This is a genomic window from Citricoccus zhacaiensis, assembly GCF_014645315.1.
GTDB classification, from domain to species: domain Bacteria; phylum Actinomycetota; class Actinomycetes; order Actinomycetales; family Micrococcaceae; genus Citricoccus; species Citricoccus zhacaiensis.
The window spans coordinates 283,418-309,848 of the sequence record NZ_BMLQ01000001.1 but is presented as its reverse complement, the minus strand read 5'-3'; the positions used below and the strand labels follow the sequence as shown (position 1 = coordinate 309,848).

Here is a 26,431-nt window from a genome sequence, read left to right as displayed (position 1 = left end):
ACCTGATGCCGTGAACTTCGCCGCCTACGGGCACCTGCTGCGGGACGTGCGCATCCGCCGTGTCCTGGGCGTGGGCTTCATCGCGCGATTCCCCAATGCGGCCACGGGCATCATCCTGACCCTGCACGTGGCCGTGACCATGGACTTGGGCTACGGGGCAGCCGGCCTGGCCGTGGCGGCCATGACGCTGGGCATGGCCGTGGGCTCGCCGTGGCGGGGCCGGCTGGTGGACCGGCTCGGACTGCGCCGGGCCCTGATTCCCTCCGTGGTCACGCTGGGGGCGGTGTGGACGGCCGTGCCCTTCCTGCCGTTCCCCTGGCTGCTGTTCGGCGCCTTCCTCGGCGGACTGTTCGCCCTGCCCGTCTTCTCCGTGGTGCGTCAGTCCATCGGCGTGCTCACCCACGGTGCGCGGCGCGAGACCGCGTTCGCGCTGGACTCGATCATCACCGAGACCATCTTCATGGTCGGCCCGGCGCTGGGTGCCGTGGTCGCCACCAGCTGGTCGAGTGCCTGGGGGCTGGCGATCATCGGCTGGTCCGCCGTGGCCGCCGGGCTGTACCTGATGTGGTTCAACCCGCCCACTCGCTCCTCCCAGCTCGGGACCTTCCTGGCCCGGCCCGGCACCGAGCGTGAGTATTCCGCCGAGGAGGACCTGCGGCGGGCGGTGGACGGCTCCGTGCAGGGGGCCCCGGCGCACCTGGACCTCACGGCCACCGAGCTGGCCACCGGCGCACTGCCCGTGGTCCGCTCCACACCCCAGCACGACGCCGGCCCGCGCCCTGATGCCCACGTACACCCGGGTGCCGGCCTGGGTTCCCGCGCAGACTCGCCGGCCGCAGCCTTGCGCGGGCCGTTGGCCCGGCTGCGCACCTCCTTCGGCTGGCTCAGCGGCACCGCGCTCGCGGTGCTGGCCGTGTCCCTGGGCTCCGGGATGCTGATGTCCGGCACCGAGGTGGCGATCGTCGCGGAACTGGAACGCTCCGGCCAGGCCGCCCAGGCCGGCGTCGTGATCGCGTTCTGGTGCGGGGCCTCCGCGGTCGGCGGCATCCTCTACGGGGCCATGGGCCGGCGGATCTCCCCGTTGCTGCTGCTCGCCCTATTCGCCCTCGGCACGCTGCCGATGGCGCTCGTGGACGGCGTGTGGGCCCTCTCGGTGGTCTCGCTCATCTCGGGGCTGTTCACGGCTCCGACCCTCGCGGCCGCCTCCGCCCTGATGTCCACCGTGGTGACCGAGGAGCGGCGCGGTGAGGCGCTGGGCTACTACGGTTCGGCCATGACCGCCGGCGCGGCGCTCGGCGCGCCGGTCTCCGGTGCCTTCATCGACGGCATCTCGCCCGAGGCCGGCTACCTGTTCGCCGGGCTGATCGCCCTGGCCATGGTCGGCCTGGCCGTGGCGGCACGCTTTCTCGTGCGGCGTCGCCGCGCGCGGCGCTGACCCGCTTCCCGGTGCGAGTCAGCTTCCGGTTCGATCCGGTGGTTCAGCCCGAGACGCGCTCCAGCGTGGCAAGTGTGCGTGCCAGGACCAGTTCCGTGGCGGCGGGGTCGAAGTCCGGGTGGCCGTGCTCGGTGAACAGGTGCTGGTCGCCCGGGTACTCGTAGAGCTCGGCGACGTCCCCGGCCAGCCGCCAGGCCGTCGGGCGGTCGTCCTCGCCCCAGGGATCGCTGCTCTTCAGGTGCAGGTCCAGCGCGACGCCATCTGGCCAGTGGGGTGCGAAATGGTCTACTGGCAGCGCTGCGGAGACAGCGATGCAGGCGCGGGCTGAAAGCCACGTCTGGGCGAGCCGGTAGGCCGGCATGGCGCCCAGTGAGATGCCGAGGAAGACCGTGGCCCCCGGGTGGGCGGCGGCCGCCTCGTCCGCCCGCTGCAGGATGCCGTCCACGCCCACGTCCTGCTCGGCATGGGCCACCCCCTCCTCAATCGTGCCGAAGGTTCGGCCGGCGAAGAGGTCGGGGGTGTACACCGTAGGCCCGGCGTCGGCGAGCCGCCCGGCCAGCCAGCGGACGCCGTCGGTCAATCCCCGGGCGTGGTGGAACAGCAGGATCTCGGTCATGGTGAGGATTATTCGCCAGCAATGGCACGCGCGGTACCGCTGGCGGCCGCGGTGGTGCCCCGACGGGCGAACAGGGCGTCGACCCCGGCCGTGATGAGGTCGAGCCCCATGGAGTATTCGGCCTCGACGTTGGCCGGATCTGCCGGCTCGGTGGGGACTTGCTCGGCAGTGTCAGGTCCGCTGACGCCGTCGGGTCCGTCGATGGGGTCACCCATGAAGCCGCCGGTCGAGACCATAGCGGCCAAGTGGGGAAAGTCCTCGGGTGTGATGACGGTGGAGAGGCGTTCCAGGCCCTCGGCGGTGAGGGACAGCCCGCCCTCCGCAGCGAGGGAGCGTTCCAGTTCCACCAGGGACATCACATGCTGCGAGATCAGCAGGATCACCCCGATCTTCTCCCCGTCGTCCAGATTGAGCCCGGCCATGGTGGCCAGTCCCAGTTCGGCCGCACGCAGGGTGTTCGGCATGAGGACAGCGGCCTGGTCACGGGGGAGGTCCATGAGCCAGGGATGAGCTCGATAGGACTCGCGGATGAGGTCCGCCCAGGCTTTGATCCCCGCGGGCCACACGGCCGGCAACTGAGCTTTCGCAGGGACACCCACGGCGGCATCCTGCATGAGGCGCAACAGCTCGTCCTTGCTGCTGACATACCGGTAGAGGGACATCGTCGTGAATCCCAGGGATCGCGCCACGGAGGACATCGTGACGGCCGTGAGGCCCTCCTCGTCGGCGATCCCCACGGCGGCCTCGGCGATCCTGCGGTGGTCCAGGCCCCGGGCTGGACCACGCTGCGGGGTCTCGAGGAGCCCCCAGGCTGCGGCGACGGCACGGGGCAGCCCGCCCTCAGTGGTCTCGTTTCCCATCCCAGCATCTTCTCATTCACCGTGGGGGACGGGCGCACTGGTGACCCGTGACTGTGTATGCCATACTCAGTGTATGCCATACACAACTCCATTGGTAGACATCGACGGCCTGTCCCAGTCGTTCGGCGACCGCCGAGTCCTCCGGGACCTGAGGGTGAGCCTGCCGCCCGGAATCCATGCCCTGCTCGGACCGAACGGCGCCGGCAAGACGACCCTGATCAACATCCTGTCCACGCTGATCCGCCCCGATGCCGGTCGAGCCCGGGTGCTGGGCCTGGATGTCCATGCCGACCGGGCCCGACTGCGACGCAAGATCGCCCTCACCGGCCAGTACGCGGCGGTCGACGAAGCCCTCAGCGGCATGGAGAACCTGGACATGATGGGGCAGCTCTTCGGTCTGTCCCGTTCAGCGGCGCGACGCCGCGGCGGGTTGCTGCTGGACCAGTTCGGGCTGACCGCCTCGAAGTCCGCCAAGGTCTCCACCTATTCGGGGGGAATGCGCCGCAAACTGGACATCGCCGTCAGTCTGATCGCCGAGCCGGAACTGATCTTCTTGGACGAACCCACCACGGGCCTGGACACCCGCAGCCGCCAGGCCCTCTGGGACGAGATCCACCGGCTGGCGGACCACGGCACCTCGGTGTTCCTGACGACCCAGTACCTGGACGAGGCCGAGGCGCTCGCCGAGCAGATTCTGGTGCTCGACGACGGCCGGATCGTCGCCGAGGGAACGGCCGATGAGCTCAAGGAGCTCGTGGGCGGTGCCACCATCCAGCTGCACGACGGCTCCGGTCATCTGCGGGCCGAGCACGCCACCGACGGGTCGGCTGCCGACGTGTCCCGCACCCTGGCGGAACTGGCGGCCCAGTATCCCGACCTGGCGGTGACCGTCCGCAAGCCCAGCATGGACGAGGTCTTCCTCCAACTCACAGGCCAGCCCACCGAAGGAGCCGCATCGTGACCGCCACCGCGACCCGTCCCGCCACCGATCCTGCCGCTCCTGTGACCGCAGGCACCGGATTCCTCACGTCCCTGAGAGTGTTCTCGGTCCGCAGCCTGAAGAAGTCCTTCCGGGACGGCGAGTCGATGCTCATGGCGATCCTCTTGCCGGTGCTCCTCATGCTGATCTTCACGTTCATCATGGGCGGGGCCATCGACGTGGGCGGCGGGGGAGGGCGAGAGGCCTACCTGGCCTACGTCATGCCGGCCGTGGTCCTCACGGCGGCCGGCTTCGGGGCCTCCTACACGGCCGTCGTGGTCAGCCAGGACGTGGCCACCGGGTTCATGAACCGGTTGCGGACCATGCCGTTCCCCTCAGTGACCGTCCTGCTGGGCCACACGGTGTCCTCCATGGCCCGCAACCTGATCGCCACCGCCGTGGTCTTCCTGGTCGGCTTCGCGGTCGGGTTCCGCACCGAAGCCACGGTGGGACAACTGTTGGCCGCCGTGGGACTCATCCTGTTGTGGATCCTGGCCATCACGGTGATCTTCGCCCTGCTGGGCCTCGTGGCCGGTTCGCCGGAGTCCGCCAACGGCTACGGCTTCATCCTGTTGTTCCTGCCGTATGTCTCGAGTGGCTTCGCGCCAGTGGACACCATGCCCGGGTGGCTGCAGCCCTTCGCCGAGCACCAGCCGATGACCCCCGTCATCGATGCCGCCCGCGCCCTGATGAACGGCCAGGATCCCGGGGCCGACCCCTGGGTCGCCGTGGCCTGGTGCCTCGGATTCATGGCGATCGCCATTTGGCTCATCGCCGTGGTGTTCCCGCGGAAGACGGCTCGGTGACCACGTCTGCGGGGGCACCCGCCGTCAATTGAACGGCGACGCCGGGAGCCGGGTGGTCCGGTGAGATCATGACCGCCCGTCCCGGAACTTCCTTCACCCGCTGCAACGTCGGCCACACCATCCGGTGCTCCGGGGTGGAGCCGGCCGGAAGGTAGAAACGCGTGGGAACCAGGCCCAGGACGCGACCACCGGCCAGCTCTCGGGCTCCGAACAGCGCGGCGGCCAGCACCTCGGGACCATGGTCCCGCAGGAGGGTGGCCAGATGCTCCTCCACCGTCTCGTAGCCCGTTCCGACGCGTTGCGCCGACCAACGCCCCCACGAGGTCACCACGAGATGGACGCGGTGATGCTCTGCCAGGTGACCCCTGACCTGCTCCAGGAGGTCTGCCAGATCCTGCGGGGTGGCCCGGTCGGCTGCGAGCACACTCCAGGAACCCAGCACGCCGAGCGAATCCGCCACGCCATTGCCGTCCAACACGAAGGTCGGGACGGCGGGGCCCAGGAGCGCGAGGTGGTCGAGGAAGGACTGAGCTGCCGCGTCGACGCCGCCGGCCGACGTGCCGATCCAGGCCACCGGACTGTCCCGCCCCGGCAACCAGCGCACGGGGCGTTGCGCCCTCTCGTGGTGAAGGTCGGCCAGGCCCAGGATGGCCGCGTCGGGGAACAGCCGCCGGTCCTCCGGCGTCGGGGTCCACTGTTCGGGGAGGGCGGGCATGACCGCCTTCGCGGGAACCGGCAGGGCGCGGGAGGCGGCCTCGGCACCGATCCGGGCCACCAGTTCCTGCCAGGGGGCCGAATCGGTCTCGGGCTCACCGTCGGTCCACCGCGCCAGGGCCGGAGGGCCGGTCGCCACCGAGAACTGACCTGCCTGGAAGGGCCTTGGCGGTCCGCCGCCGTGCCTCAGATAGGCGCGTCCCGGGGAATCGGCGGCGATCGTCACGGCGTCAGAGGTGCCCAGCAGGTCCCACGATTCCTGCTCGGTGGCCGTGCGCAGGCAGATCACGGTGCCCAGATTGGACCGGACATCCGGGCTGACGGCGCCCTGTGCCCGTTGGGTGGCCAGGACGAGGTGGAATCCGAGTGAACGTCCCGTGGCAGCCAGTCTGGCCAGCAGCGTGGCAGCCTGGGGATGGTCGTCGACGAGAACACGGAGCTCATCGACGGCCACCACCAGACGTGGCAGGTCCGCGTTCGGGTGGGCATGCCGGTAGGCACGGAAGTCCGCTGCGCCGGCGGCCAGGAACAGTTCCTCCCGGCGGCGGAGCTCGGCGGAGAGGGCATCGAGGGTGCGCAGCGACTCCGCTTCCGCGAGATTGGTCTCCACCGACATGGTGTGGGGCAGCCCGGCCAGGACCGCAAAGGACGATCCGCCCTTGAAATCCATCAGGACGAAGGACACCTCGGTGGGTGGATGAGCCGCGGCGAGGCCCGTCAGCAACGTCAGGAGCAGCTCGGATTTGCCCGAGCCGGTGGTACCGGCGACGAGCAGGTGTGGCCCGTGGGCGACCAGGTCGATGGTGACGGGGTCTACGCCGGGCGAGAGCTCGGTCCGGAGGGACTCGACCCCCGGTTGAACCATCAGAGGTTGAGGCAGGGCCATGCGGATCGGGTCCCGGCCCATCTCCGGCCGGTGTGCCGTGCCCATCTCATCCAGCAACCAGGATGCGGTCCGGGCGGTCATGCCATGCCACCGCAGAGCCGTGAAGTCCAGGCCTGCGAGCGAAGCGACCCCCCGGTCCGCGCTCACCCGGTCGTCCTGGCCTGACGTGCCGCCGGCCATGGCCTCGGAATGCTGTTCTCGCCCTACGTCACCGAGCAGCACGCGGTGCCATCCCGCGGGGAGGTCCCGGGCAGAGGTCCCGGGCCAGCAGACGATGGTGCCGGCTGAAGCCCGGGACGCACCACCCCAGGGGGTGTCACCCTGAGCGGTCCGCATCACCACGCCTCGGCCTGAGGCGATGGCATCACGGCACAACTGCACGTGCAGCCACCGTCCCATGGCCTGCAGGGTGGAGGGCTGCCCCGTGACGACCGTCGTCCGTCCGGGGAGCAGCACCGAGGTGGCGGGCAGGTCCACCGTGGACCAGCGAGTCCACTGGTCGTCCTCTTTCGCGGTGTCCACCCGGAGGCGGGCGGTCCCGGTGCCCCAGCGGATGACCGGACCGTCCGTTGGAACACCGTCCATGCCGAAGCGATCCACGGAGTCGGCCCGCGCTGCCAGAGCGAGGCGCCCTGGAGTGGGCGCCAGATCATCGAGTCGGACGCTGATCCGCTCGGCACCATCCCGGATCCGCCGGCCGTGGCGCCGAGACGCCACTCGGTGCTGGAACCACATGACGGCCACGACGGCCACCGAGACGAGACTGAACAACAGGAAATACCACAGGCCGGTGACCACGGCCATGACCACTCCGATGACCAGGGGCCCGGCAGCCATGATGGCCTGAAGCACCGCATTCGGCCGAGCCGGTTCCGGCCCTGGATCCACGACCGGGTCCGGGATCGATCGGATGGGTGACAGGGGGACCGGCCTGCCGCGGACCAAGCGGAAGGTCGTGCTGCCGGCTGTGTGGGGCCGGTCCCCGGTCCAGAGCAGCTGTGCGGGGCGCTGATCGGCATCTGCCCCGGTGACGAGGACACCTTCCGCATCGACCTCCAACCGGAAATGCGGGGCGGACAGATAGGGGTCGGTGACCAGCCATTCGGCGTGGTTCCGGCCCACAGTGAGTCCGGAACGGGGCAGCGGGGCCAGCCGGCCGGCGTCGGGACCGTCCTCGGCCACCACCGTGACATCCGGCCCGGGACCGCGGGTATCCGTGCTGTCTCCGGGGCGAGCGATCACCACCAGGTGGTTCGCCGTGGGCTGCCGCCCGTCAGCAGGCCGACCAGGCCGGCCGGCGTCTGAGTTGACGCCCGAGAAGCGGTATCCGGGGAATCGGTCGCGCAACAGACCGTCAACCAAACTGACGGAATCAGGACCGGCGGTCGGCGGCCCATTGACCACCTTCCACCATTGGCCTTCCGTCGCCGGCAGGCCCAGTATTCTCAACCACACGCCAGGTTGACCTCCCGCAGTGCTGATGTTCCTCACGCCAGAATGCCGTGAAGGTGGGTGGTCTGGAGGACGGGGTCAGCGAGAGTGTGGACAACACGCCCGAAGCATGGATATCCACAGTTCACCTGGGATGCAGTGTGCTGCGGGTCCAGAACTCTGTACGCTCAGACCCAGGTTGAGGCCCGTCCGGGTCGTCATGGAGGGGAAACCATGGAAGCCATCCGCATTCTCGAGGATGAGGTCCGCGAGCTGATCCGCCGACGGGGCATGGATCCGCAGCGTGAGCCGGAGGAGATGCGCCGTCTGGTGCAAGCCGCCACGGCGGACTATGACGCGCGCTCCTTGATCGGTTCACTGCCGCTCTTGCCGGACCGTGACGACGCGGAGAAGACCGTCTTCGACTCCGTTGCCGGTTTCGGCGTGCTCCAGCCCCTATTGGACGACGATACGGTCGAGGAGATCTGGATCAACTCGCCCACGGCCGTGTTCTGCGCGCGGGGCGGTGTGTCCGAGCTGACCAACATCTCGTTGACCGAGGAGAACGTCCGGGATCTGGTCGAGCGCATGCTGAAGTCATCGGGCCGCCGCCTGGACCTGTCCTCCCCGTTCGTGGATGCGGCCCTGCCGGACGGTTCACGCCTGCACGTGGTCATCCCGGATATCACTCGCCGGCATTGGTCCGTCAATATCCGGAATCGGGTGGATACCTGGTGAGCGTATCTTTATATTGTGCCGGGCGCATTCAACTACCCCGCGGGGAATAGCAGTGCGGGGGCAAGAGCCAAAGCAACGTTGATAATTCCGACACCGATACCGAATAACATGCGGGGAAGCTGACGGTCCCTGAACGGAGTTTCTGCACCCAGATTGAGTGCAAAGAGCGGCGCAACACGATGAATGATTGCGGCGGCACCCGCGGCGGGCAGCATGACAAATAATGCAAACAGGCCGATGAAACCTACGGGCATGGCGACGAGGCTGGACATGAACGCGCGCAACGCATCACTGGTGACAGTCGCACCCAGGAATGCGACACCGCCAAGCACAGTTAGAGCGCCAAACAGCCAACGGAAACTAGTCAACTGACGCCCAAACCACGGCGTTCCACGCCTAACCGTGTCCTCCAGTTCCTTGATGGTGCCATTCGACCACTGCCGTGAGGCGGACGAGATGTTGATGCTCAGGCCTCTGCGCCTATCTGCTTTGAGGTCGACGCGGGACGTATATGGACTGGAACCGTAGAAGGTCACGGTCAACGAGTCATAGGGCTCACGGGCTATCCGGTCGCCCAGCGTAGCGGCACTTCCGGAAATCTCGTCCCTCACTCTGGGACGAGTGGCCACCATGTCGAGCACAATGGCGCTGTCACGTCTATGCAACGCTATCTCGTACTCATTTCGCGTGATCACAGCTTCATACGGGGACATGGGCCGGGCCCCCGATGCGGTCTGGTCGCTTGTATCATCCAGCCTCGTCTTGTTCTTCTCTAGTTCCTTCTCAAGGCTCGCGATCACTTCTTCATTCTCTTGCTTTGCCAGTTGGACCAAGGCCTTCTCCAGCGTTTCGAGAATCGCGGTGAATTGGCTCACCGTGCCGAACCAGGCGGTGGAGTCAATGTAGCGCGTATTGCGCTCGTCCGAGGATGTCACCACTGCAGGCTAGCGAATATCCGCCCCGCTTACTTGGCAGAGTCGCCCCGCACTCCTAGTGGGAGAGCGGGAATCGACCCGCGCGAGTCGACTTGCGCACGGGATTGTTCTCTGATATAAGCACCGCTACAGTTCTTCTCGACGGCGCCGCCGGGGCGCCGGGTACAGGAGCACACACCATGAGCACGACCTACCTCGACGCTGAATCCATCGGCCACGTGTCGGAAATCCTCTACGCCCACGTGGGGCACTTGCTGGAGGCGGACAGGTTCGACGCGCTTGTCGACGAGCTGGCCGCCGCGGGCCAGTAGGCGCCAGGACGCACGAAAGCGCCCCGCCAGCCCATCAAGGGCTAGCGGGGCGCGTCTGTGTGTCAGCCCATCGTGCGGACGATGACGGCCTCGTGATGGTGCACGCGGCCGCGGATCGTGTGCGGCGCGATGTCGCCGTGCACCTCGTATGTCCTGCCGCCGTGGTGGATCGCATCGCGAGCGGTGATCTTGGAGGACGCGGGCAGAATGAGCCGGTACCGGGTGACGACCTGCGCGCCGGGGTCGGCGGCGGTCATTTCGTCGCTGTCCATCGGCTGCAGTGCGGCGCGGGTGGGGACGCGGACCTCATCGACGATGGGATTACCGTAGTCATCCCAATCGCCGGTCTCGATCCGCTGCACGGTCTCGATGCGGTCGTGCAGGATCATCACGCCGACCGCCGCCGATAGCGGTTCAGGACGAACGTCTCCGCCAGGGAAAAGCCCTTGAACCCGGCGTCTTGCCGGACGCTGCCGACGCTGTAGCCGACCTGCTCGGGGTTGGCCACGAGCCGGGCGGTCGCCGTCGTGATGACGGCGGCCAGCTCGTCGTTCGGCGTACCCGCGGCGAAGCCTCCGCCGCGCGTGTAGGCGCGGACCATGGTCGTGACGACGGCGACGTGCTCGTCTGCGAGGGCGGTCAGCTCGGTGTCATCGGCGGCCCCCAGGAAGGCCGCCACGTCGGCGCCAGTGGGGGCCGTCATCAGGCGCCCGCCGTCAGGACGATGACGCCCTCGGGGCGCAGCAGGCCCAGGTCGAACCGGGAGGTCACGCGCAGGCCGATCTCGTCGTACTCGGCGTACCGCTCGGACAGGACGGTCACGGTCGGGTTGGTGTCGCGGACGACGGCCACCTCGGACATGTTCGCCAGTACGGCGGTGCCCTGCGGCAGCTTGTTCGTCACGATGACGCCGGTGCCGTGGAGGCGCTGGGCGGCGTCGGCGGTGATGTCGGTCTGGACCAGCCCGCGGCCGTCGGCGCCCTTCAGCTTGCGCAGGGCGATGTAGTCGGCGGCGTTGACGATCCAGGTCGACGGGGTGACCTCGGCGGCGTGCGCAAGGGCCAGGGCGTCGAGCAGCGAGTCCGGGTCGGCGACGTCCAGGGTGCCGGTCTGCACGCCGGGCTGGTTGATGATGCCGGTGATCGAGCCGTCGGCGCCGTCGCCGGTGAGCAGGGCGCTATCCAGCTTGTTCGCCACGTCGTTGACGAGACGGGCCTGCAGCACGGCGTCGAGGCCCATGACGGACTGACGGGCCAGCTCGGCGGTGTACCGGGTGATGACCTTCAGGCTCTTGCGATCCGACGGCATGAGCTTCAGCTCGTCGAACTCGACGTCGTCAGTCGGGATCAGCTCGCCCTCGCCGACGAAGCCGGGGGCGGTGCCCGCGGTGAGGGTCGGGATGCGCAGCGGCTCGGAGGAGTCGAACACGGTCGGTCCGGCGGCCATGACGACGGATGCAGCTTCGAGAGGCTGCACGAGCAGGTTCGCGACCTGTTCGCGGGTCAGGGTGGGCGCGGTGGTGGTGGAAGTAGACAAGTGAATGCCCTTTCGGGGTGTCAGGAATAGGGATTGTTTGACGGCCACCGGGGCACGCCAACGACCCCGCAGCCGCCAGGGCTACGGGGTCGAAGAATGAATGCGTTTAGATCGCGGTTAGATAACCGTTAGTCCGCGCTGTGAATAGGCTGTTCTTGCGGGCGGCTCGGCGGCCTCGCGGCGCAGCTGGTCGGCCAGGGCGCGCAGCTTGCGCTCGGCGGCCCCGAGGTCGTCGACGTCGTCGGCCCGCCGGATCACGGCGACGACGTCGTCCAGCTCGTCGGCGACGGTGCGGGGATCAAGCATTGGGGCGCATCATCCCTAGGAGGGAGACGGCGCTGCCGTCGCCGGACGGTACGGCGCCCTGCCCGACGCTTCCGCGCGGCGTGCGGTTCGCAAGGTGCGGCTTCGCCGCGAGCAGGTCGTCAACCGCGGCGGTCAGCGCCTCGGGATCGTCCAGGTGCGCAGCGTCGAACTCCAGGTCGGACGCGTCGGCCAGTCGGCCGGTGGCCTCCACGAGCGCCGTGTGTAAACGCTGCGCGAGCCCGTCGGCGGCCTTGGCGCGGTCGCGGTAGCGGGCGCTCTCAGCGCGCAGGCGCTCCACGTAGGCGCGCGGGAAGGTCTCGCCGTCCTCGGTGGCCTCGGCGTCCTGTTCGGGCGTCTCCGGGGCGTCTGCGTCGCTGTCAGCGGCGGGCGTTGCGTTGTCGTCCGCCGTGGTGGTCGGCAGCTCCTCGGCGGGGGTGCCGTCAGCGTTGGTCAGGTCGGTGGTCATGTGATCTCCTCGGGCTAGTTGACGGGGCGCGACGAGCAGCCGCACCCCTTGTGGTGATAGGGCTCCACGCCCGCGGGCGCCGGTCCCATGTCGGCAAGCTCTTGGCACAGCTCGCAGGCGCCGACGTTCGGCACGCGGACCCACTGCCGTACGCCGTGCTCGCGGTACGCGCGGTCGGTGGCCTCCTGCGCCGCTGCCAGCGTCACGGCGGACGCGAGCACGGTCGCCGCTGCAACCGGGTCGGTGTCCCACTCGGGGCGGGCGCGAGCGGCGGCCAGCTCGGCGCGGGCGTGGCCGGCGGCGTCCTCGCGGACCTCCAGACCGATCGCGGCCAGCACCGTGCCGCGCAGGCGCCCCACCTCGGCGGCTGCGGCGATGTCCGCCAGGGCCGCGCCCTGCGCCTGCGCACGGGTCAGCAGCGCCACGGCGGCGGCCTCGAACGCGGCGTCCGTGAGGCGCCCGGCGGTGTGCCGTTCCACGAGGGCCACGAGCTGCGCGACGATCATGTCCGCGAGGCGGGTCTGCGTCGCGGTGTTCATGCCAGCAGCTCGCCGAGGTCCGTGCCGGTGTTGTCGAGCGCTTCGGCCCGGCGGGCGGCGCGGATCGCGTCCACCTCGTCGGCGCCGTAGCCGAGCCGGGCCAGGGCGTAGGACGCGGGCAGCAACCCGGCTTGATAGAGCTTGGTCACGGCGTCGGCCTCTTGCGCGATCGAGCGGGTAGCGGCGTCGGCCCAGCTCACGCGGACCTCGGCGTCGAACCTGCCGGTCAGGATGCCGTGCATCAGTCGCGCCACCTTCTCCCAGGCGCGGCCGAAGGTCGCTTGCCGAGCCTCGGCGCGAGCGGTCAGCGACGCCTCGGCAGCGCGCAGGCCGTCCGCGCTTGGCGGCTGCACGCTGTTGACGCCGAGGTAGTGGGCGGGCAGCCCGGCCACGGTCTGAATCTGTGAGGTGATGACCGCGAGAGCGGACTCGTACGCCTTCAGGTCGGCCGCGGGCAGGCTGCCGAACTTCGCGGCCGGGTCCTCAGCGAGCAGCATGCGGTCCCCTTCGGGGAAGGGGTTTTCCGCGACCAGCTCGCCGGTCGGCTCGCCGTCCTCGTCCAGCTCCTCGACCTCTTCGAGCTCGACGCCGGTCGCCCAGCGCCGCGGGCGCGCGTAGTACTCGCTCGCGACGAGCAGATCGGCGAGCAGCTTGTCGAGCGCGTCCTGCAGGGGCAGCAGGTCGGCCAGCTCGCTAGCACCGCCGCCGAGCAGCCGGTCGGTGTTCGCCAGCTCGACGACGGGCACGACGCCGAGCGGGTTGTCCAGCGACTCGACGACGCGGAACTGCCCGGCGGATGCGGCGCCGACGGTGTCGCTGCGGTACTTGATGACCTGCTCGGGCCCGTACAGGATCGCCTCGGTGCCGGTCGGCGTGCCCCAGCGCTTCAGCGCCGAGACGACGCGGCGGGTCGCCGGGTCGCGCTGCACGGTCACCTGATGGGCGGACTCGATCGTCACGAGCGGGGCGCCCTCGGCGTCGGCCCACACGATGACGTAGCTCGCGCCGTGCACGAGCGCCTCGCGGTGCGCCGTCCCGGCGAGCTGGTCCAAGTCGTTCGCCAGCCATGCGGCCCACAGCTCGGGAGCAGCCGCGCCGTCGACGGTGAAGCCGGTCACGCGTAGCCGCTCGGCGAGCGCGGTCACGGCGACGCGGCACACGTTGGAGCCCAGGGCGTTGAAGCCGCTGCCGAGGGCGACCTTCGCCGCGGGTGCGAGGTAGGACATCGGCGAGCGGCCCTCGTACGCGGCGTCATAGCGGGCGCGCTGCGCGGTCCCCGCGTCGAGCTGTTGGGATAGGGCGGTGAGGGTGTCTGTCATGTGCGGAAGCTCCTTGCACGTCGTCGTTTTTGAGGGCGCGTCGCCAGCCACGTGGCGCGGCTGTGCGCCATGAGGGCGGCCGCGGCGAGGTCGATCTTTCGGCCGCGGCGCTTGGCCTTGTCCAGGCGGATGCCGCCCTTGCTGTCCTCGTGGACGACGGCGGCGCCGATGTGCGCGGCGAGACGTGCGTCGCCGTCGTGCGTCAGCCCGGCGTTTACACACGCGCCGAAGAAGTCGGCCGTTGCCGCAGTGATGCGGGACGCCGACCAGGGGAAGGACACGACGGGCAGGCCGTCGGCCTCCAGGACTTGCATGGTGCGCTGCCACCTGAATGGATCAACGACGACCTCGCGCACGTTGAATGTCTCGGCCAGCTCGCGGATACGGTCCTCGACCTCCAACACCGGCACCTGCCAGCCCGGCAGCTCCGGCGGTGCCTGCCACAGCCCGCCGACGGTGAAGTGCGGCCTGCGGTCCACGGTGGCGACGACGATCGCCGTCGAGTCGCTGTTGAACGACCCATCGAGCGAGACGATGACGTCGGCACCGGGCGGGATCGGCCGCGGTTCGGCGAGGCCGTCCCACACGCCGTCGGCCAGGAACCCGCCGGACGTGTCCGTCACCCACTGCCCGAGCCGGGCGCGCCGGAATGTCGACTCGCGGGTCTTGGGAGGCAGCAGCGCGCGCACCGCATCGCGATACAGGAAGTCATCGAGCGCCGGGTTGGCCAGCTTCCAGCAGTGTTCACAGTCGATGGGGTGGTCCTCGAACCCGGCGGCGCTGTGCTCGCGGTAGACCTGCGAGGTGTCCTCGGGGTGCTCGCGGGCGTAGTTGCGCAGGTCGGCGAGGACACTGTCGTCCGGGTCAGGGCCCGGCGTGCCAATGGCGATCAGCGTCGAGCGCTCGCGCTTGCCGCCTGCGAGGCTGACGACCTCGAACACGTCGCGGCTGACGACGCCCGCCTCGTCCACGATCGCGAGCGTGAAGTCCAGGCCCTCCAGCGACGGCGCGGACGCGGGCAACACGGCGAACGACGCGCCGCGGGCGGGCACGACGAGCCGGTCGGCGTAGACCTGCACCCGGGTTTCCAGTTCGGGGGACAGCTCGACCATGCGTTTCGCGGTGTTGAACACGATGCGCGCCTGCCGCTCGTCCACGGCCACGACGACGACGCTCGCGCCCTCCTCGCCACACATGAGGTCGTACAGCCCAAGGGCAGCAACGAGGGTCGACTTGCCCTGTCCTCGCGGGAGCAGCCAGCCCGCGGTGCGGGGCTGCACCTCGGCGTCCAGGACGGACCCGGCGAGGTCGCGCTGCCAGTCGCGGATGCGCATCGGAGCGCGGGCGCCGGTGCCCTTCGGCACCTTGACGAACTTCTCGGCGAACCTCACGAACCGTGCGGCGCCCGTGGCGCGAGGACTGAACGGCAGCGGCGACGGGTCTACGGCTGCCTTGCGGCCGGGTGCGGCCATAGACCCCCCTTTCAGGCGGTAGGGCTAGAACAATGGGCGATACAATTCGGCTCCGGCCCTGAACGCCGCCAGTCCAGCGGGGGTGCGGTCACCCCTGCCCCCCAGGTCTCGAGGGTCAGCGGTCGCCGAACTCGACGCGGTAGCGCTCGGAGCCGGGGCGGGAGCTGCCGCGGTCGGTGTTGCACGCGGCACACACGACGTCGACGTCCTGCAGGCGCAGCGGCAGGCCGCGCTCGTGGCGGTGCCACGCGCTCGGCAAGTGGTCCGCCTGCAACATGTCGGGACGACCGCAGTCGGTGCACCAGTCCTGTATGCGCCGGGCACGCCGAGACAGCGCATCCCATCGAGCGTCATAGCCCGAAGCGCGAGCGGAGCGTCCGGGTTTGCGCACCTCGTGCGAACGGCGGTGACCGGCAGCGCAGTCAGTGCACCGCTTGCCCACACGCTGCGGACGACCGCAGGACAGGCAAGGGCGCTGCGGTTGCCAGCTCACCGCCGAGGCGCAGCGTCTATGTCCTCGACGAGGTCGTGCAGCCCGTCAGCGAGCGAGCGCGCCTGCTCCGGCGTGAGAAAGATAGCCACGCTGTTACGGCCCTTCATCAGTGCGATACCGCGCGTACTCTTGCCGTCGCTGCCGCGCCAGGTGCGGCGCTCCATTGCCGAGTAGAACGGCGGGCGGCCGGTGTAGGTGTGGGCAGGGAGTGCCGCCGGGGTGGACGGCGCAGCTGCGGCCGCGGCAGCCGGGGACGGAGCCGAATAGGCCAGGGGACGCGGCGGTGTAGGGACAGGGACGCTCACGGGCGGGCCTCCTCGGCGGTCATGGCGGCGAGCTGCGCGCGTAGGCGCGCCAGCTCCTCGCGCTCGCGGCGACGGTGTCGGCGGACGCGGCAGCGCGTACTACAGGTCAGGCGGCGGGGGTCGACGTCGTCAGCGAACGGGTCGCCGCACTCGGCGCAATGGCGGGGGTCGGTAAGCATGGCGGGCGCCTCTCTCGTATGGGCGTCGCTAACGGACGTGGGGCAAGAAGTAGCGCCCGACCTGTCCGGGAAGCTCAACCCGCCACAAGCACGAGAACGGGGAGCATCAGAACCGGACAGGCCGGGCGCTGCCGAGCGGAAGGAAGGCGCCCAGCGTGACGGGCTGCGCCGCCCGAGGAGGGTGCGCAGCTTTCCGCCACATATAGATAGAGGGCCACGCGTAACCAACAAGGGCCAGCGACGCCGAAACGACTGACGCGGGGTGCGGGCGGTGCCCGGCACGTGCAGGGGTGGCGGAAGTGACGGTAAAGCGTCACTTCTCTATTACTTGTTCGAGAGAGAGAACTCTTAACAAAGGAATACGTAGTGACGGTACTTCCGTCATTTCATCACCCGCACCCGGCGTCAGCTCCGCCAGCGGATGACGACACGATCCTCGTTCGGCGTCATGTACCGACCGCCCGGCGGCGTAGGACTGACCTCAACAGAATCCATCGCCACCGCAAGCAGCGTTCGGCGCCATGCGACGCATTCCGTCGCCGCCCACGCCTCGGCGAGCGTGCGCCCCGTGGCCCGATGCTCGACCTCGGCGGTCTGCGGCGTCGATCGCAGCTCAGTTCGACGACCTTTGAGCGTCTCCAGGCGGCTCAGCAGTGCGGGCACGTCCGCGCCGTCGGCGGTCAGCGCGGCCGACGCCTCGCGCAACGCGACCTCGACCTCAGCCAGCGCCGCCTCGGTCGCCGCGACGGTGGAGGCGACAACCTCTTCGACTTCAGGCCACTTCCCAGCCACCGACAGGAACTCATCTGCGACGATGCGCTCTAGGTCGGCTGCGCTTATGCGAGGGTTACGGCACACAATCGCGTAGTTTCCGCCAGCGGAGCACCGGTAACCCGCACGGCGGCCCTCGGTGCTCGAAAAGACGTACATCTTCCCGCCGCAATCGCTGCAGAAAACGAGACCGGACAACACACGAGCAGCACGCCGTCGGGGCTCGGTACCGACCTTCACGCCGTTGTACGTTCCGAAGCGCCGTCGAACGGCCTCGACGGTTGCGACGTCGAGCAGTTGCGGCCATACCTGTAACGGCAACCCGTCAGGACCGCGGACAACGTCGCCGCCGTGCCGCTGCCGACCGAGTACGGCGTCAGAAGTCCAGATGCGCCGGATCGCCGTAGCGGTCCATTTCCCGCGGTCCGCCCCCTCCCAATCGCGCCCGAGCTGCCGCTCCCGGCGGGCTTTCGCTCTACCCGTCGGCACGCCGTGGGCGTCCAGATCGCGCATGATCGACCCCATCGACTCGACGCCTTCAGCCAGACGCGCCGCCACGTCGCGGACGACGGGCGCCTCGGCCGGGTCCACCAGGAGCACGCGACCAACACCGTCCGGCGCAGGGGCCGAGCGATACCCGAACGGCGGGGAGCCGCCAGCGAACTTGTTCGACACGAGACGCCGGTACTGAATCGAGCTACTGATGCGCTTCGAGGCATTATCCGCCTCGGTCCGGGCGACTTCGGAAAGCACACCTGCGATCAAGCGGAAAGCCGATTGCGCGGACGTGAGCCCATCCTGCAGGGCTACGAACAGCGCAGGGCTACCGGCGCGCTCGCGAGCATCCAGCGCTCTCGACAGCTCACCCAGACCGTCCCATCCCTGTCGAGTGAACCGGTCCAGTTTCCACACGGCCAGGACGTCGGCTTCGTTGTCGGCGATTCGGCGGACCGCCTCGGATGCCTTCTCGCGGGCCTTGCGCCCTGATATGCCGTTGTCGGTCAAAACGTCGATGATTTCCCAGCCCTGCCGCTCGGCATGGGAGCGTAGATCGGCCTCCTGCCGGACGATGGACGTCGAATCGTCGGTGATAGATGAGAGGCGAAGATACAGGATTGCGCGGGGCGCGGTGGTCATGGCGTGGGCCTTTCACTTGGTCGGCTGACGTAGTGAGAGACCGCCATGAGGTGGCGGTCAGCTCACTAGGTGTCATCCGGCAAATTCGTGGTCCGAGCCCATCGGGTCGAGGACCTGGTGCGGTCAGGATCCCTGAGCGCGGATGCCGCACGCTTCCTGGATGCCAGTGTTGACGCCGGGTTGAACATCCTGGTGTCCGGTGCCACCCAGTCCGGCAAGACCACGATGCTCAATTGCCTGTCGGCCTCCATCGGCAGCAGGGAACGGGTAGTGACGGTCGAGGAGATCTTCGAACTCAAACTTCCCTTGCGTGATGTGGTCCAGATGCAGTGCCGCCAGCCGAACCTGGAGGGCCACGGCGAGATTCCCCTGCGCCGTCTTGTGAAGGAGGCACTGCGTATGCGCCCGGACCGGCTGATCGTGGGGGAGGTCCGAGAGGCCGAGAGCCTGGACATGTTGGTTGCTTTGAATTCAGGCCTGCCCGGCATGTGCACGTTGCACGCCAACAGTGCGTCGGACGCCCTGACGAAGATCTGCACGCTGCCCCTGATGGCCGGCGAGAACATCTCCCGGAACTTCGTGGTCCCGACGGTGGCGTCCTGTTTCGACCTCGTGGTGCATTGCGCGCGGGACCGCCATGGCCGCCGGTACGTGGAGGAGATCCTGTCCGTCGGCAGCCGGGTGGAGGAGGGGATCATCGAGTCCTCGACCGTCTTCCACCGCGTTGACGGCCAATTGGTCCTCAGTCCGTCAGCCATGTTGGAGAACCGCAAACTCGAATCCCGGGGCTACGACGTGCGCTCCGTGGTGGGGGTCGGCTGATGTCGCTGTTCCTGGGGCTGATGCTGGGGGCCGGGTTGTTCCTGGTGTGGTGGTCGTTCTGGCCCCGCGGGGACACACCGGTGGTGATCCGCCGGGACAGCAACCTGCGGCAACTGCTCGCCCGTGCCGGCGTCGAGCAGGTCGGCCCCGCCGGTGTGGTGGCGGCGATGATCGGCTGCGGAATGGTGGCGCTGCTGCTGGTCTTCATCGTGACGCGGGCCCTGCCGATCGCGTTGTGCTTCGGTCTGTTCGGGGCGCTGGTGCCATGGGTCGCGCTGAATTGGCAGGCGAAGAAGCGGCGCACCCTGCTGCGTGATGTGTGGCCAGATGCCGTGGACCACCTCCGATCTGCCATCCGTGCCGGCCTGACACTGCCCGAGGCACTCATCCAGCTCGGGGACAAGGGACCGGAGGAACTCCAGCCTGCCTTCCGCGAGTTCGCCCGGGACTACCGTTCGGGACTGCGGTTCATGGACGCCCTGGACAACCTTAAGTTCCGGATGGCCGATCCGGTGGCCGACCGGTTGATCGCCGCCCTGCGGCTGACCCGGGAGGTCGGCGGCGCAGACATCGGCAACCTGCTGTCCACCCTCGCCGAGTTCCTGCGTGAGGATGCCCGGACCCGTAGCGAACTGGAGTCCCGTCAGTCCTGGACCGTCAATGCCGCTCGCCTGGCCGTGGCGGCCCCGTGGATCGTGTTGCTGCTGTTGGGAACCCAGCCGGACGCAGTACGCGTCTACCAGACCTTCACGGGCCTCCTGGTATTGGCCGGCGGCCTCGTGGTCTCCGTCATCTGTTATCAACTCATGCTGAGGATCGGTGCACTGCCGGAAGAGCAGAGGGTGCTGTAGATGACGACGTTCTCCCTGGCCCTGGTCTTGGGGCTCGCCCTCGGGTCCGGGCTGGCCCTAGTGCTGGTGGCGCTGCCCTGGGGGTGGCAGCCCTCGCTGGCACGTCGCGTCGAACCCCAACTGAGGCACCATGCACCTGCCTCATCACTGCTGAACGAGCAACAGGTCGTGTCCCCCTGGGGCGCCCTGGGCCGGATCATGCAACCGGTGCTGTCGGCCGGCGTACGGCAGTTGGGGCGACTCAACCTCGGTCACCAAGCTCTCGAACGCAAACTGGATGCCGCGGGATCCGGCCTCTCCGTCCAGGACTACCGGGCCCAGCAGCTCATCGCCGCGGCCGGAGGAGCCGCATTGGGGGTGACGGGATGCGTGGCGCTCGCCGTCAACGGAGCCCTGAATCCGGTCATCGGCGTCATGCTCGTGGGAACCTTGGCCGTGGTGGCCTTCTTCTTCAGGGACAACCTGTTGACCGGCCAGATCAATCGCCGCCGCGCCCGGATCCTCAGCGAGTTCCCCTCAGTGGCGGAGCTGTTCGCTCTGTCCGTCAGCGCCGGGGACAGTGCGGCCGGAGCCCTGGAACGGGTTGCCACCTCGGCCAGGGGAGAACTGGCCGGGGAGTTCGGCACGGTCCTGTCCGACATGCGCTCCGGATCCTCCATCCATGCCGCGCTGAAAGCGTGTGCACGCCGGATCCAGCTGGCGCCGGTGGAACGGTTCATCGAGGGGGTCCTCGTCGCCCTGGAACGGGGCACGCCGCTGGCCGATGTGCTCCGGGCCCAGGCCAAGGACGTCCGTGAGCTGTCCAAGCGGGAACTGCTGGAATCCGCCGGCCGCAAGGAGATCGGCATGATGGCGCCCCTGGTCTTCGGCATCCTGCCCCTGACCGTCATCTTCGCCGTGTACCCCGGGATCTCGATCATGAATCTCGGCTTTTGAACCACCGCCCAACCAATAGAGTCACTCAGCCGACAACCCAACCGACAGCCCATCCTGGAGGGGACTATGACAGACAAGACCGAACCGAAATACCGGGCCCTGGCAGCCCTGACCACCTTCCTGGGCGAGGCCCGTGATGACGAGCGGGGAGACGTGCCCGGCTGGGTGATGATCACCTTGATGTCGGCCGTGCTCGTCGCCGGACTGCTGGCCATCGCGGGCCCGGCTCTGACGGACCTGTTCAACCAGGCGATCAGCCAGGTCACCCAGAACTGACCGTGCTGAACGCGCGTGAGGGCGAACGCGGATCGGCAGTGGCCGAATCCGTCATGGTGATGGCGCTGCTCTCGATCATCTTCGCCGCGATCCTCCAGTTCGGCATCATCATTTACGTCCGCAACACGTTGATCGATGCAGCCAGCGCCGGGGCCCGGTACGGAGCGCTGGGGGACCGGACGCCCGACGACGGCGCGGCCAGGACCCGAGAACTGCTCGCCGGGTCGATTCCGGGCGGCGGCCAAGCCGATGTGTCTGCGGAGACGACGGGCGGGGACGGAACCGCCATGGTCAGGATCACCGTGCGCACGCAGATGCCCATGGTCGGCTTCCTGTCCGGTCCCGTGGGATTGGAGGCCGATGGCCATGCCTACCGTTACTGACACGGCTATCCGCACCACGATCGACGCTCGGCGAACGGAAGCGCGGGGAGAGGAAGGCTCGGCCACGGTGGAGTTCGTGCTCCTGGCCGCACTCCTCCTGATACCGGTGATCTACTTCCTGATGTTGACCAGCCAGATCCAATCCGCGGCCTATGCGTCCGTGGCTGCTGCAGACCAGGCGGCCAAGGCGATGGCCGGAGCTCCGGATGCCTCGAGTGCCGCCGGCCGTGCCGACGAGGTCGTCGCCTTGACACTGGGGGACTACGGGTTGGATCCCTCTGTGGCGCAGTCCGCCCTGTCCTGCTCCACCAGCCCCTGTCTGGAGCCCGGCTCCTCCGTGTCGGTGGAGGTGTCGATCCGGGTGCCGGTGCCGTTGTTGCCGCAAGGACTCGGCTGGGACGCCGCCGTCGCCACGGTCACCAGCAACTCCCAGCAGCCTGTGCCGAGGTTCGGATGAGGGCCCGCATGCGGTGTCAGGACGAATCAGGACGGGACTACGGGGTCAGCCGAGCCGGAGAAGAAGGCCAGACCACGGTGCTGGTCGTGGGGCTGACGGTGGTCTGCCTGCTGCTGGCCACCGTGATCCTTGCCGTGACCACAGTGAACCTCGAGGCCCGCAAGCTGCTGTCCGCAGCGGACGGGGCCACCATGGCGGCGGCGGACAGCTTCACCATCGCCATCGAGGAAGGCGCCGACGCCGGACACGTCCCGGTGCTCGCTGACGCCGAGGCCGCCGAGGCGGTGGCCGGATATCTGGCCGCCGCCGGTGCACACGGGCGGTTCGACGGGCTCGTGGTGGAATCCGTCTCCGTGGGCGACGGCGGCCAGACCGTCGACGTGGTGCTGACGGCCACCGCCCATCCACCTATCGTGAATTGGATCGTGCCGGACGGCATCCGGATCGTGGCGACCAGTTCGTCCCGTACCGCCCTGACACGCTGAGGAGACTCCATGTCGACCGACAACCCCGAGAACACCGAGCACCCGGATCTGCAGCGACTGCGCCGCTGGGAGGACTCCGGGGGCACCTGGGTGGTGGCCGCCCGCCGGGCGATGTCCTCCGGCGAGACCGTGACCCTCTCCCTGATGACCTGTGATGGGGGAGAGGAGATGGACGTCTTCTCCTCCGCTGATCCGGTGCTGGTGGAGTACGTCTCGCGGGACGCCAGATGACGGGCGGCGGGGCCGGCGTCGGGCCTGGGAACAACGCCGGCCCCGCCGCGTTGTAGGCTGGACCCCACCATGGCTGAGACTGACTACACCGCTGAAATCGCGCAACTGCGCTCCACGCTGTCCAACATCGAGCAGGTGTCGGACATGGAGCAGATCAAGGCGGACATCACCCGGCTGGAGGCGGAGGCCTCCGCACCGGACCTCTGGGACGATCCCGAGGCGGCGCAGAAGGTGACCTCCAAGCTCTCCCACCGGCAGACCGAGCTTGAGCGCGTCGCCAAGCTGGAGCAGCGCATCGATGACATGGAGGTCATGGTGGAGCTCGCGGCCGAGGAGGATGATGACTCCGCCCGGGAGGACGTGGCCAAGGAACTCGAGGCCCTGCGCAAGACGATGTCCGACCTGGAGATCGTCACCCTGCTGTCCGGGGAGTACGACGAACGCGACGCGGTCATCACCATCCGCGCCGGTGCCGGTGGTGTGGATGCCGCCGACTTCGCCGAGATCCTGATGCGCATGTACCTGCGCTGGGCTGAGCAGCGCGGCTGGGCCACCAAGGTCATGGACACCGCCTATGCCGAGGAGGCCGGGCTGAAGTCCGCGACCTTCGAGGTCAAGGCCCCCTACGCCTTCGGCACGCTGTCCGTGGAGGCCGGCACCCACCGCCTCGTGCGCATCAGCCCGTTCGACAACCAGGGCCGGCGCCAGACCTCCTTCGCCGCCGTCGAGGTCATCCCACTCATCGAGTCCGACGACTCGGTCGAGATCCCGGAAGCCGAGCTCAAGGTGGACGTCTTCCGCTCCTCCGGCCCCGGCGGCCAGTCGGTGAACACCACCGACTCAGCCGTGCGCATGACGCACATCCCCACCGGGATCGTGGTCTCGATGCAGAATGAGAAGTCCCAGATCCAGAACCGTGCCGCCGCCCTGCGCGTCATGCAGTCCCGCCTGCTGCTGGTGCGCAAGGCCGAGGAGGACGCGAAGAAGAAGGAGATGGCCGGGGACGTCAAGGCATCCTGGGGCGATCAGATGCGCTCCTACGTGCTGAATCCGTACCAGATGGTCAAGGACCTGCGCACCAACCACGAGGAGGGCAACCCCTCTTCCGTGTTCGACGGCGCGATCGACGGCTTCATCGACGCCGGCATCCGCTGGCGCGCCGGTGCCCGCCACGGCGAGGACTGACCACCCGGTCCCTCGGCCGAACGGACTCTTGTTCCCTGGTTCCCTTGTCCGCGCCGGAACACCCTGCCTACAGTGACCACGAGGCCCGATCCGGGCCGTGGGCCCGTCCCGGGCTCTCCCGTCACCATCCGCAGCAGGAGGCCGGCATCATGCGCGCAGCACGGTACTACGACGCCAAAGACATCCGCATCGAGGAGATCGACAACCCGACCGCGGGCCCCGGGCAGGTGCTCATCGACGTGGCCTGGTGCGGCATCTGCGGCACGGACCTGCACGAATACCTGGACGGTCCGATCTTCATCCCGCCGGCCGGACATCCGCATCCCATCTCCGGTGAGTCGGCCCCGCTGACCATCGGCCACGAGATGTCCGGCACCGTGGCCGCGCTGGGCGAGGGCGTGAATGATCTGGAGATCGGGCAGAAGGTGGTGGTCGAGCCCTACGTGATCCGCGAGGAGCACGAGAACGACCAGGACTACCAGCTGTCCCCGGACATGAACTTCATCGGCCTGGGCGGTCACGGCGGGGGCCTGGCCGAACAGATCGCGGTGCGGCGGCGCTGGGTGCATCCGGTGGCAGACCACGTCAACCTGGACGAGGCGGCCCTGATCGAACCTCTCGCCGTGGCCCACCACGCCTTCGTCCGGTCCGGGGCACAGGCCGGAGACGTGGCCGTCATCGGCGGCGCCGGTCCCATCGGGGCGCTCACCGCCGCCGTCCTCAAGGGCGAGGGCCTCACCGTCTACGTCTCCGAGCTCTCCGAGTTGCGCCGGCAGCGGGTGCTGGACGCCGGCGTCGTGGATGACGCCTTCGACCCCCGAGAGGTGGACGTGGCCGCGAAGGTCAAGGAGCTGACGGGTGGTCGCGGGGCGGACGTGGGCTTCGAGGCCACCAGCGTGGACGTGGTGCTGGAGATGCTCCTGGAGGCGGTGCGCCCCGGGGGCGTGATCGTCAATGAGTCCATTTGGGGCCATGAACCGAAGGTCCCCCTCCACCAGCTCGTCCTCAAGGAGATCGACCTCCGCGGCACCATCGGGTACGCCTGGGACCATCCGGCCACCATCAAGCTGATCGAGGACGGCACCGTGGACGTCAAGCCGTTCATCACGGGCAAGATCGGCCTGGACGACCTCATCGATGAGGGATTCGACACGCTCATCAACCACAACGAGACCGCGGTGAAGATCCTCGTCTCGCCCACCGGGAAGGGGCTCTGAACCGGTGGCCGAGCCAGACCTGCCGCCCGTCGCCGAACGCGTCGTCACCGCCGAACGTCGCATCGCCGCTGATGCCGGCACCATCTTCGAACTGATCGCGGACCCGGCCCGCCAACCCGAGTGGGACGGCAACGGCAACCTGGCGGAAGCCGCACTCGGCCAGCGGGTCACCGCGGTCGGGGATGTGTTCACCATGGTCCTGACGAAGGACGGTGCCGTCCGAGAGAACCACGTCGTCGAGTTCGTGGAGGGCCGGCGACTCGCCTGGCGGCCGGCCCCGGTGGGCGGGGAGCCCCCGGGCCACCTGTGGCGTTGGGAACTGGAACCGGCACCGGGCGGCGGCACGCTGGTGCAGCACACCTATGACTGGACGCGGCTGGCCGACGAGACCCGCTTTCGCCGGGCCCTGGCGACCACGGAAGCCACCCTGAGGGCATCGATGGACCGGTTGGCCGCGCTGGCAGAGTCAGTCCGATAGGGCCACCGGACCGGACCACAGCTCACGGCTCGGTGGGCCCGGATGCGTTCGGTGGTGTGGCGGTGAAGCGATCCAGGAGATCCTGGATGATGTCACGGACATCATCCGGCCGGCGCGCCGCGACGGCGCCCAGGTAGCCCTCCGGCGCGGGAACCACGCAGGCCCACAACTCCTCCACGTGCCGGTCCATGGCCCGATCCACGGGGTGCCAGGTCAGGGTATGGGCCCGGTCTGCAGAGTGGAAGGTGGTCTCGGCCCGGCCGGGGCCCAGCAGGAGTTGGTCGGGAGGGTGGTCCAGCCCGGTCCCGGCGGCCTTCAGCACCGCCTCCTTGAGCACCCACAGGGCGATGCGTCGCGTCACGGGACCGCCGGTCGGTGTGCCCGCCGATGTGCCCTGCGGTCCGCCGATCTGTAGGCCGGCGCGGTCTCCGCGGCCGGAGAACCGCTCGCGCTCGGCCGCGTGCAGGGCATAGTCGTCGAATCCCGGGAGGATCTGGTCCGGGACGCGTTCCAGGTCCACCCCGATCCGGTCCTGCTCCCGCGCCACCCCGGCCAGGACGGCGCCACGCCGGCTGGCGGTGCTCAGGCTGAGTCCCGGCAGGGTGGGGCGTCCATGGCCGGTGCCACAGCGCGGGCAGGTCCGGTCGATCGGCAGCGTGCGGGCGACGTGGGGCGATGCGCCGCGTTGATGGGCGACCAGGAGCCGCAGCGCCGCCCGCCCCGCCAACAGGCGTTGGCCATCGGCGGGATCCCGGCGCAGTCCGGCCTGGATCAGGTCGCCGGAGGAGACGACGTCGGACACCTGGCCGCCAGCCCATCCGGTCACCCGGGGCATGGCGCGGGCCAGGGCGTCGACACCGGTGGCCACCACGGTGA

At 69.0% G+C, this 26,431-nt stretch carries 30 protein-coding genes and 2 pseudogenes; 16 read left to right on the top strand and 16 right to left on the bottom strand.

Annotation, left to right across the window (positions count from 1 at the left end):
* Window positions 1-10 precede the first annotated feature (10 nt).
* The gene (locus tag IEX49_RS01355; RefSeq protein ID WP_188803451.1) at window positions 11-1,435 is read left to right on the top strand and encodes an MFS transporter; all 1,425 of its coding nucleotides are present in this window, start codon (window positions 11-13) and stop codon (window positions 1,433-1,435) included.
* Between the two features lie 43 nt (window positions 1,436-1,478).
* Here IEX49_RS01355 and IEX49_RS01350 read toward each other — a convergent pair whose 3' ends face one another.
* Window positions 1,479-2,051: a dienelactone hydrolase family protein gene (locus IEX49_RS01350; protein ID WP_188803449.1), complete on the bottom strand. Its 573-nt coding sequence runs from the start codon at window positions 2,049-2,051 to the stop codon at window positions 1,479-1,481.
* 8 nt (window positions 2,052-2,059) lie between these two features.
* A complete protein-coding gene (locus IEX49_RS01345; RefSeq protein ID WP_188803448.1) occupies window positions 2,060-2,911 on the bottom strand; it encodes a TetR/AcrR family transcriptional regulator in 852 nt (283 codons plus the stop codon).
* A 73-nt stretch (window positions 2,912-2,984) separates the two neighbouring features.
* On the opposite strand from IEX49_RS01345, the gene IEX49_RS01340 reads away from it, so the two are divergent.
* Window positions 2,985-3,872, top strand: a complete 888-nt coding sequence (locus IEX49_RS01340) for an ATP-binding cassette domain-containing protein (protein ID WP_188803446.1) — start codon at window positions 2,985-2,987, stop codon at window positions 3,870-3,872.
* On the top strand, window positions 3,869-4,696 hold the full coding sequence (locus tag IEX49_RS01335) for an ABC transporter permease (protein ID WP_229672079.1): 828 nt from the start codon (window positions 3,869-3,871) through the stop codon (window positions 4,694-4,696). Before IEX49_RS01340 ends, IEX49_RS01335 begins: the two co-directional genes overlap by 4 nt.
* Here the strand turns inward: IEX49_RS01335 and IEX49_RS01330 are convergent.
* A complete protein-coding gene (locus tag IEX49_RS01330; protein ID WP_188803444.1) occupies window positions 4,659-7,643 on the bottom strand; it encodes an FtsK/SpoIIIE domain-containing protein in 2,985 nt (994 codons plus the stop codon). The two genes, IEX49_RS01335 and IEX49_RS01330, sit on opposite strands and share 38 nt — an antisense overlap.
* A gap of 318 nt (window positions 7,644-7,961) precedes the next feature.
* On the opposite strand from IEX49_RS01330, the pseudogene IEX49_RS01325 reads away from it, so the two are divergent.
* Window positions 7,962-8,453 (top strand): annotated as a pseudogene (locus tag IEX49_RS01325) (CpaF family protein); the annotation flags it as partial.
* A 44-nt stretch (window positions 8,454-8,497) separates the two neighbouring features.
* On the opposite strand, the gene IEX49_RS01320 reads toward IEX49_RS01325, so the two are convergent.
* On the bottom strand, window positions 8,498-9,400 hold the full coding sequence (locus tag IEX49_RS01320) for a hypothetical protein (RefSeq protein WP_188803442.1): 903 nt from the start codon (window positions 9,398-9,400) through the stop codon (window positions 8,498-8,500).
* A 179-nt stretch (window positions 9,401-9,579) separates the two neighbouring features.
* Between IEX49_RS01320 and IEX49_RS16985 the strand changes: the two genes are divergently transcribed.
* The gene (locus tag IEX49_RS16985) at window positions 9,580-9,711 is read left to right on the top strand and encodes a hypothetical protein (protein ID WP_268237687.1); all 132 of its coding nucleotides are present in this window, start codon (window positions 9,580-9,582) and stop codon (window positions 9,709-9,711) included.
* A gap of 62 nt (window positions 9,712-9,773) precedes the next feature.
* Here the strand turns inward: IEX49_RS16985 and IEX49_RS01315 are convergent, their stop codons facing one another.
* From IEX49_RS01315 to IEX49_RS01265, 11 genes are all read right to left on the bottom strand, one after another.
* Window positions 9,774-10,100, bottom strand: a complete 327-nt coding sequence (locus IEX49_RS01315; protein WP_229672138.1) for a phage head completion protein — start codon at window positions 10,098-10,100, stop codon at window positions 9,774-9,776.
* Complete coding sequence (locus IEX49_RS01310) at window positions 10,100-10,414, bottom strand: hypothetical protein (protein WP_188803438.1); 315 nt, start codon at window positions 10,412-10,414, stop codon at window positions 10,100-10,102. The genes IEX49_RS01315 and IEX49_RS01310 overlap by 1 nt, the downstream gene beginning before the upstream one ends.
* The gene (locus tag IEX49_RS01305) at window positions 10,414-11,247 is read right to left on the bottom strand and encodes a phage major capsid protein (protein WP_188803436.1); all 834 of its coding nucleotides are present in this window, start codon (window positions 11,245-11,247) and stop codon (window positions 10,414-10,416) included. The genes IEX49_RS01310 and IEX49_RS01305 overlap by 1 nt, the downstream gene beginning before the upstream one ends.
* Window positions 11,248-11,364: 117 nt before the next feature.
* Window positions 11,365-11,553 carry a hypothetical protein gene (locus tag IEX49_RS01300; RefSeq protein WP_188803434.1) on the bottom strand — a complete coding sequence of 63 codons (189 nt, stop codon included), beginning with the start codon at window positions 11,551-11,553 and terminating at the stop codon, window positions 11,365-11,367.
* Entirely contained in the window at window positions 11,546-12,064 is a 519-nt protein-coding gene (locus IEX49_RS01295; RefSeq protein WP_229672078.1) for a hypothetical protein, read from the bottom strand. The genes IEX49_RS01300 and IEX49_RS01295 overlap by 8 nt, the downstream gene beginning before the upstream one ends.
* Window positions 12,034-12,558 carry a hypothetical protein gene (locus IEX49_RS01290; protein ID WP_188803433.1) on the bottom strand — a complete coding sequence of 175 codons (525 nt, stop codon included), beginning with the start codon at window positions 12,556-12,558 and terminating at the stop codon, window positions 12,034-12,036. The genes IEX49_RS01295 and IEX49_RS01290 overlap by 31 nt, the downstream gene beginning before the upstream one ends.
* Window positions 12,555-13,877 carry a phage portal protein gene (locus tag IEX49_RS01285; RefSeq protein ID WP_188803430.1) on the bottom strand — a complete coding sequence of 441 codons (1,323 nt, stop codon included), beginning with the start codon at window positions 13,875-13,877 and terminating at the stop codon, window positions 12,555-12,557. The genes IEX49_RS01290 and IEX49_RS01285 overlap by 4 nt, the downstream gene beginning before the upstream one ends.
* Entirely contained in the window at window positions 13,874-15,349 is a 1,476-nt protein-coding gene (locus IEX49_RS01280; RefSeq protein WP_188803428.1) for a terminase TerL endonuclease subunit, read from the bottom strand. The genes IEX49_RS01285 and IEX49_RS01280 overlap by 4 nt, the downstream gene beginning before the upstream one ends.
* Window positions 15,350-15,464: 115 nt before the next feature.
* Window positions 15,465-15,608 carry a hypothetical protein gene (locus tag IEX49_RS01275; protein ID WP_188803426.1) on the bottom strand — a complete coding sequence of 48 codons (144 nt, stop codon included), beginning with the start codon at window positions 15,606-15,608 and terminating at the stop codon, window positions 15,465-15,467.
* A gap of 230 nt (window positions 15,609-15,838) precedes the next feature.
* Window positions 15,839-16,006, bottom strand: a complete 168-nt coding sequence (locus IEX49_RS01270; protein ID WP_188803424.1) for a hypothetical protein — start codon at window positions 16,004-16,006, stop codon at window positions 15,839-15,841.
* A gap of 725 nt (window positions 16,007-16,731) precedes the next feature.
* Window positions 16,732-18,234 (bottom strand): recombinase family protein, encoded by a 1,503-nt coding sequence (locus IEX49_RS01265; RefSeq protein WP_188803422.1) that lies wholly within the window; start codon window positions 18,232-18,234, stop codon window positions 16,732-16,734.
* Window positions 18,235-18,303: 69 nt separating this feature from the next.
* On the opposite strand from IEX49_RS01265, the pseudogene IEX49_RS01260 reads away from it, so the two are divergent.
* From IEX49_RS01260 to IEX49_RS01210, 11 genes and pseudogenes are all read left to right on the top strand, one after another.
* Window positions 18,304-19,056, top strand: a pseudogene (locus tag IEX49_RS01260) (TadA family conjugal transfer-associated ATPase); the annotation flags it as partial.
* Window positions 19,056-19,907 carry a type II secretion system F family protein gene (locus IEX49_RS01255; protein ID WP_188803420.1) on the top strand — a complete coding sequence of 284 codons (852 nt, stop codon included), beginning with the start codon at window positions 19,056-19,058 and terminating at the stop codon, window positions 19,905-19,907. The pseudogene IEX49_RS01260 and the gene IEX49_RS01255, both read left to right, overlap by 1 nt.
* Window positions 19,908-20,843 (top strand): type II secretion system F family protein, encoded by a 936-nt coding sequence (locus IEX49_RS01250; protein ID WP_188803418.1) that lies wholly within the window; start codon window positions 19,908-19,910, stop codon window positions 20,841-20,843.
* Window positions 20,844-20,909: 66 nt separating this feature from the next.
* Window positions 20,910-21,119, top strand: coding sequence for a hypothetical protein (locus IEX49_RS01245; protein ID WP_188803416.1), 210 nt, complete (start codon window positions 20,910-20,912; stop codon window positions 21,117-21,119).
* A 2-nt stretch (window positions 21,120-21,121) separates the two neighbouring features.
* Window positions 21,122-21,502, top strand: a complete 381-nt coding sequence (locus IEX49_RS01240) for a TadE family protein (protein ID WP_229672077.1) — start codon at window positions 21,122-21,124, stop codon at window positions 21,500-21,502.
* Window positions 21,486-21,959 carry a hypothetical protein gene (locus IEX49_RS01235; protein WP_188803414.1) on the top strand — a complete coding sequence of 158 codons (474 nt, stop codon included), beginning with the start codon at window positions 21,486-21,488 and terminating at the stop codon, window positions 21,957-21,959. Before IEX49_RS01240 ends, IEX49_RS01235 begins: the two co-directional genes overlap by 17 nt.
* An 8-nt stretch (window positions 21,960-21,967) precedes the next feature.
* Complete coding sequence (locus tag IEX49_RS01230; RefSeq protein WP_188803412.1) at window positions 21,968-22,444, top strand: pilus assembly protein TadG-related protein; 477 nt, start codon at window positions 21,968-21,970, stop codon at window positions 22,442-22,444.
* Window positions 22,445-22,453: 9 nt separating this feature from the next.
* Window positions 22,454-22,675: a hypothetical protein gene (locus tag IEX49_RS01225; RefSeq protein ID WP_188803410.1), complete on the top strand. Its 222-nt coding sequence runs from the start codon at window positions 22,454-22,456 to the stop codon at window positions 22,673-22,675.
* 69 nt (window positions 22,676-22,744) lie between these two features.
* The gene (prfB, locus tag IEX49_RS01220) at window positions 22,745-23,860 is read left to right on the top strand and encodes a peptide chain release factor 2 (protein ID WP_188803408.1); all 1,116 of its coding nucleotides are present in this window, start codon (window positions 22,745-22,747) and stop codon (window positions 23,858-23,860) included.
* Window positions 23,861-24,009: 149 nt separating this feature from the next.
* Complete coding sequence (locus IEX49_RS01215; RefSeq protein ID WP_188803406.1) at window positions 24,010-25,077, top strand: 2,3-butanediol dehydrogenase; 1,068 nt, start codon at window positions 24,010-24,012, stop codon at window positions 25,075-25,077.
* A 4-nt stretch (window positions 25,078-25,081) separates the two neighbouring features.
* Window positions 25,082-25,555, top strand: coding sequence for an SRPBCC family protein (locus IEX49_RS01210; protein ID WP_188803404.1), 474 nt, complete (start codon window positions 25,082-25,084; stop codon window positions 25,553-25,555).
* A 22-nt stretch (window positions 25,556-25,577) separates the two neighbouring features.
* Here IEX49_RS01210 and IEX49_RS01205 read toward each other — a convergent pair whose 3' ends face one another.
* Window positions 25,578-26,426: a 4'-phosphopantetheinyl transferase family protein gene (locus tag IEX49_RS01205; RefSeq protein ID WP_229672076.1), complete on the bottom strand. Its 849-nt coding sequence runs from the start codon at window positions 26,424-26,426 to the stop codon at window positions 25,578-25,580.
* Window positions 26,427-26,431: the final 5 nt, after the last annotated feature.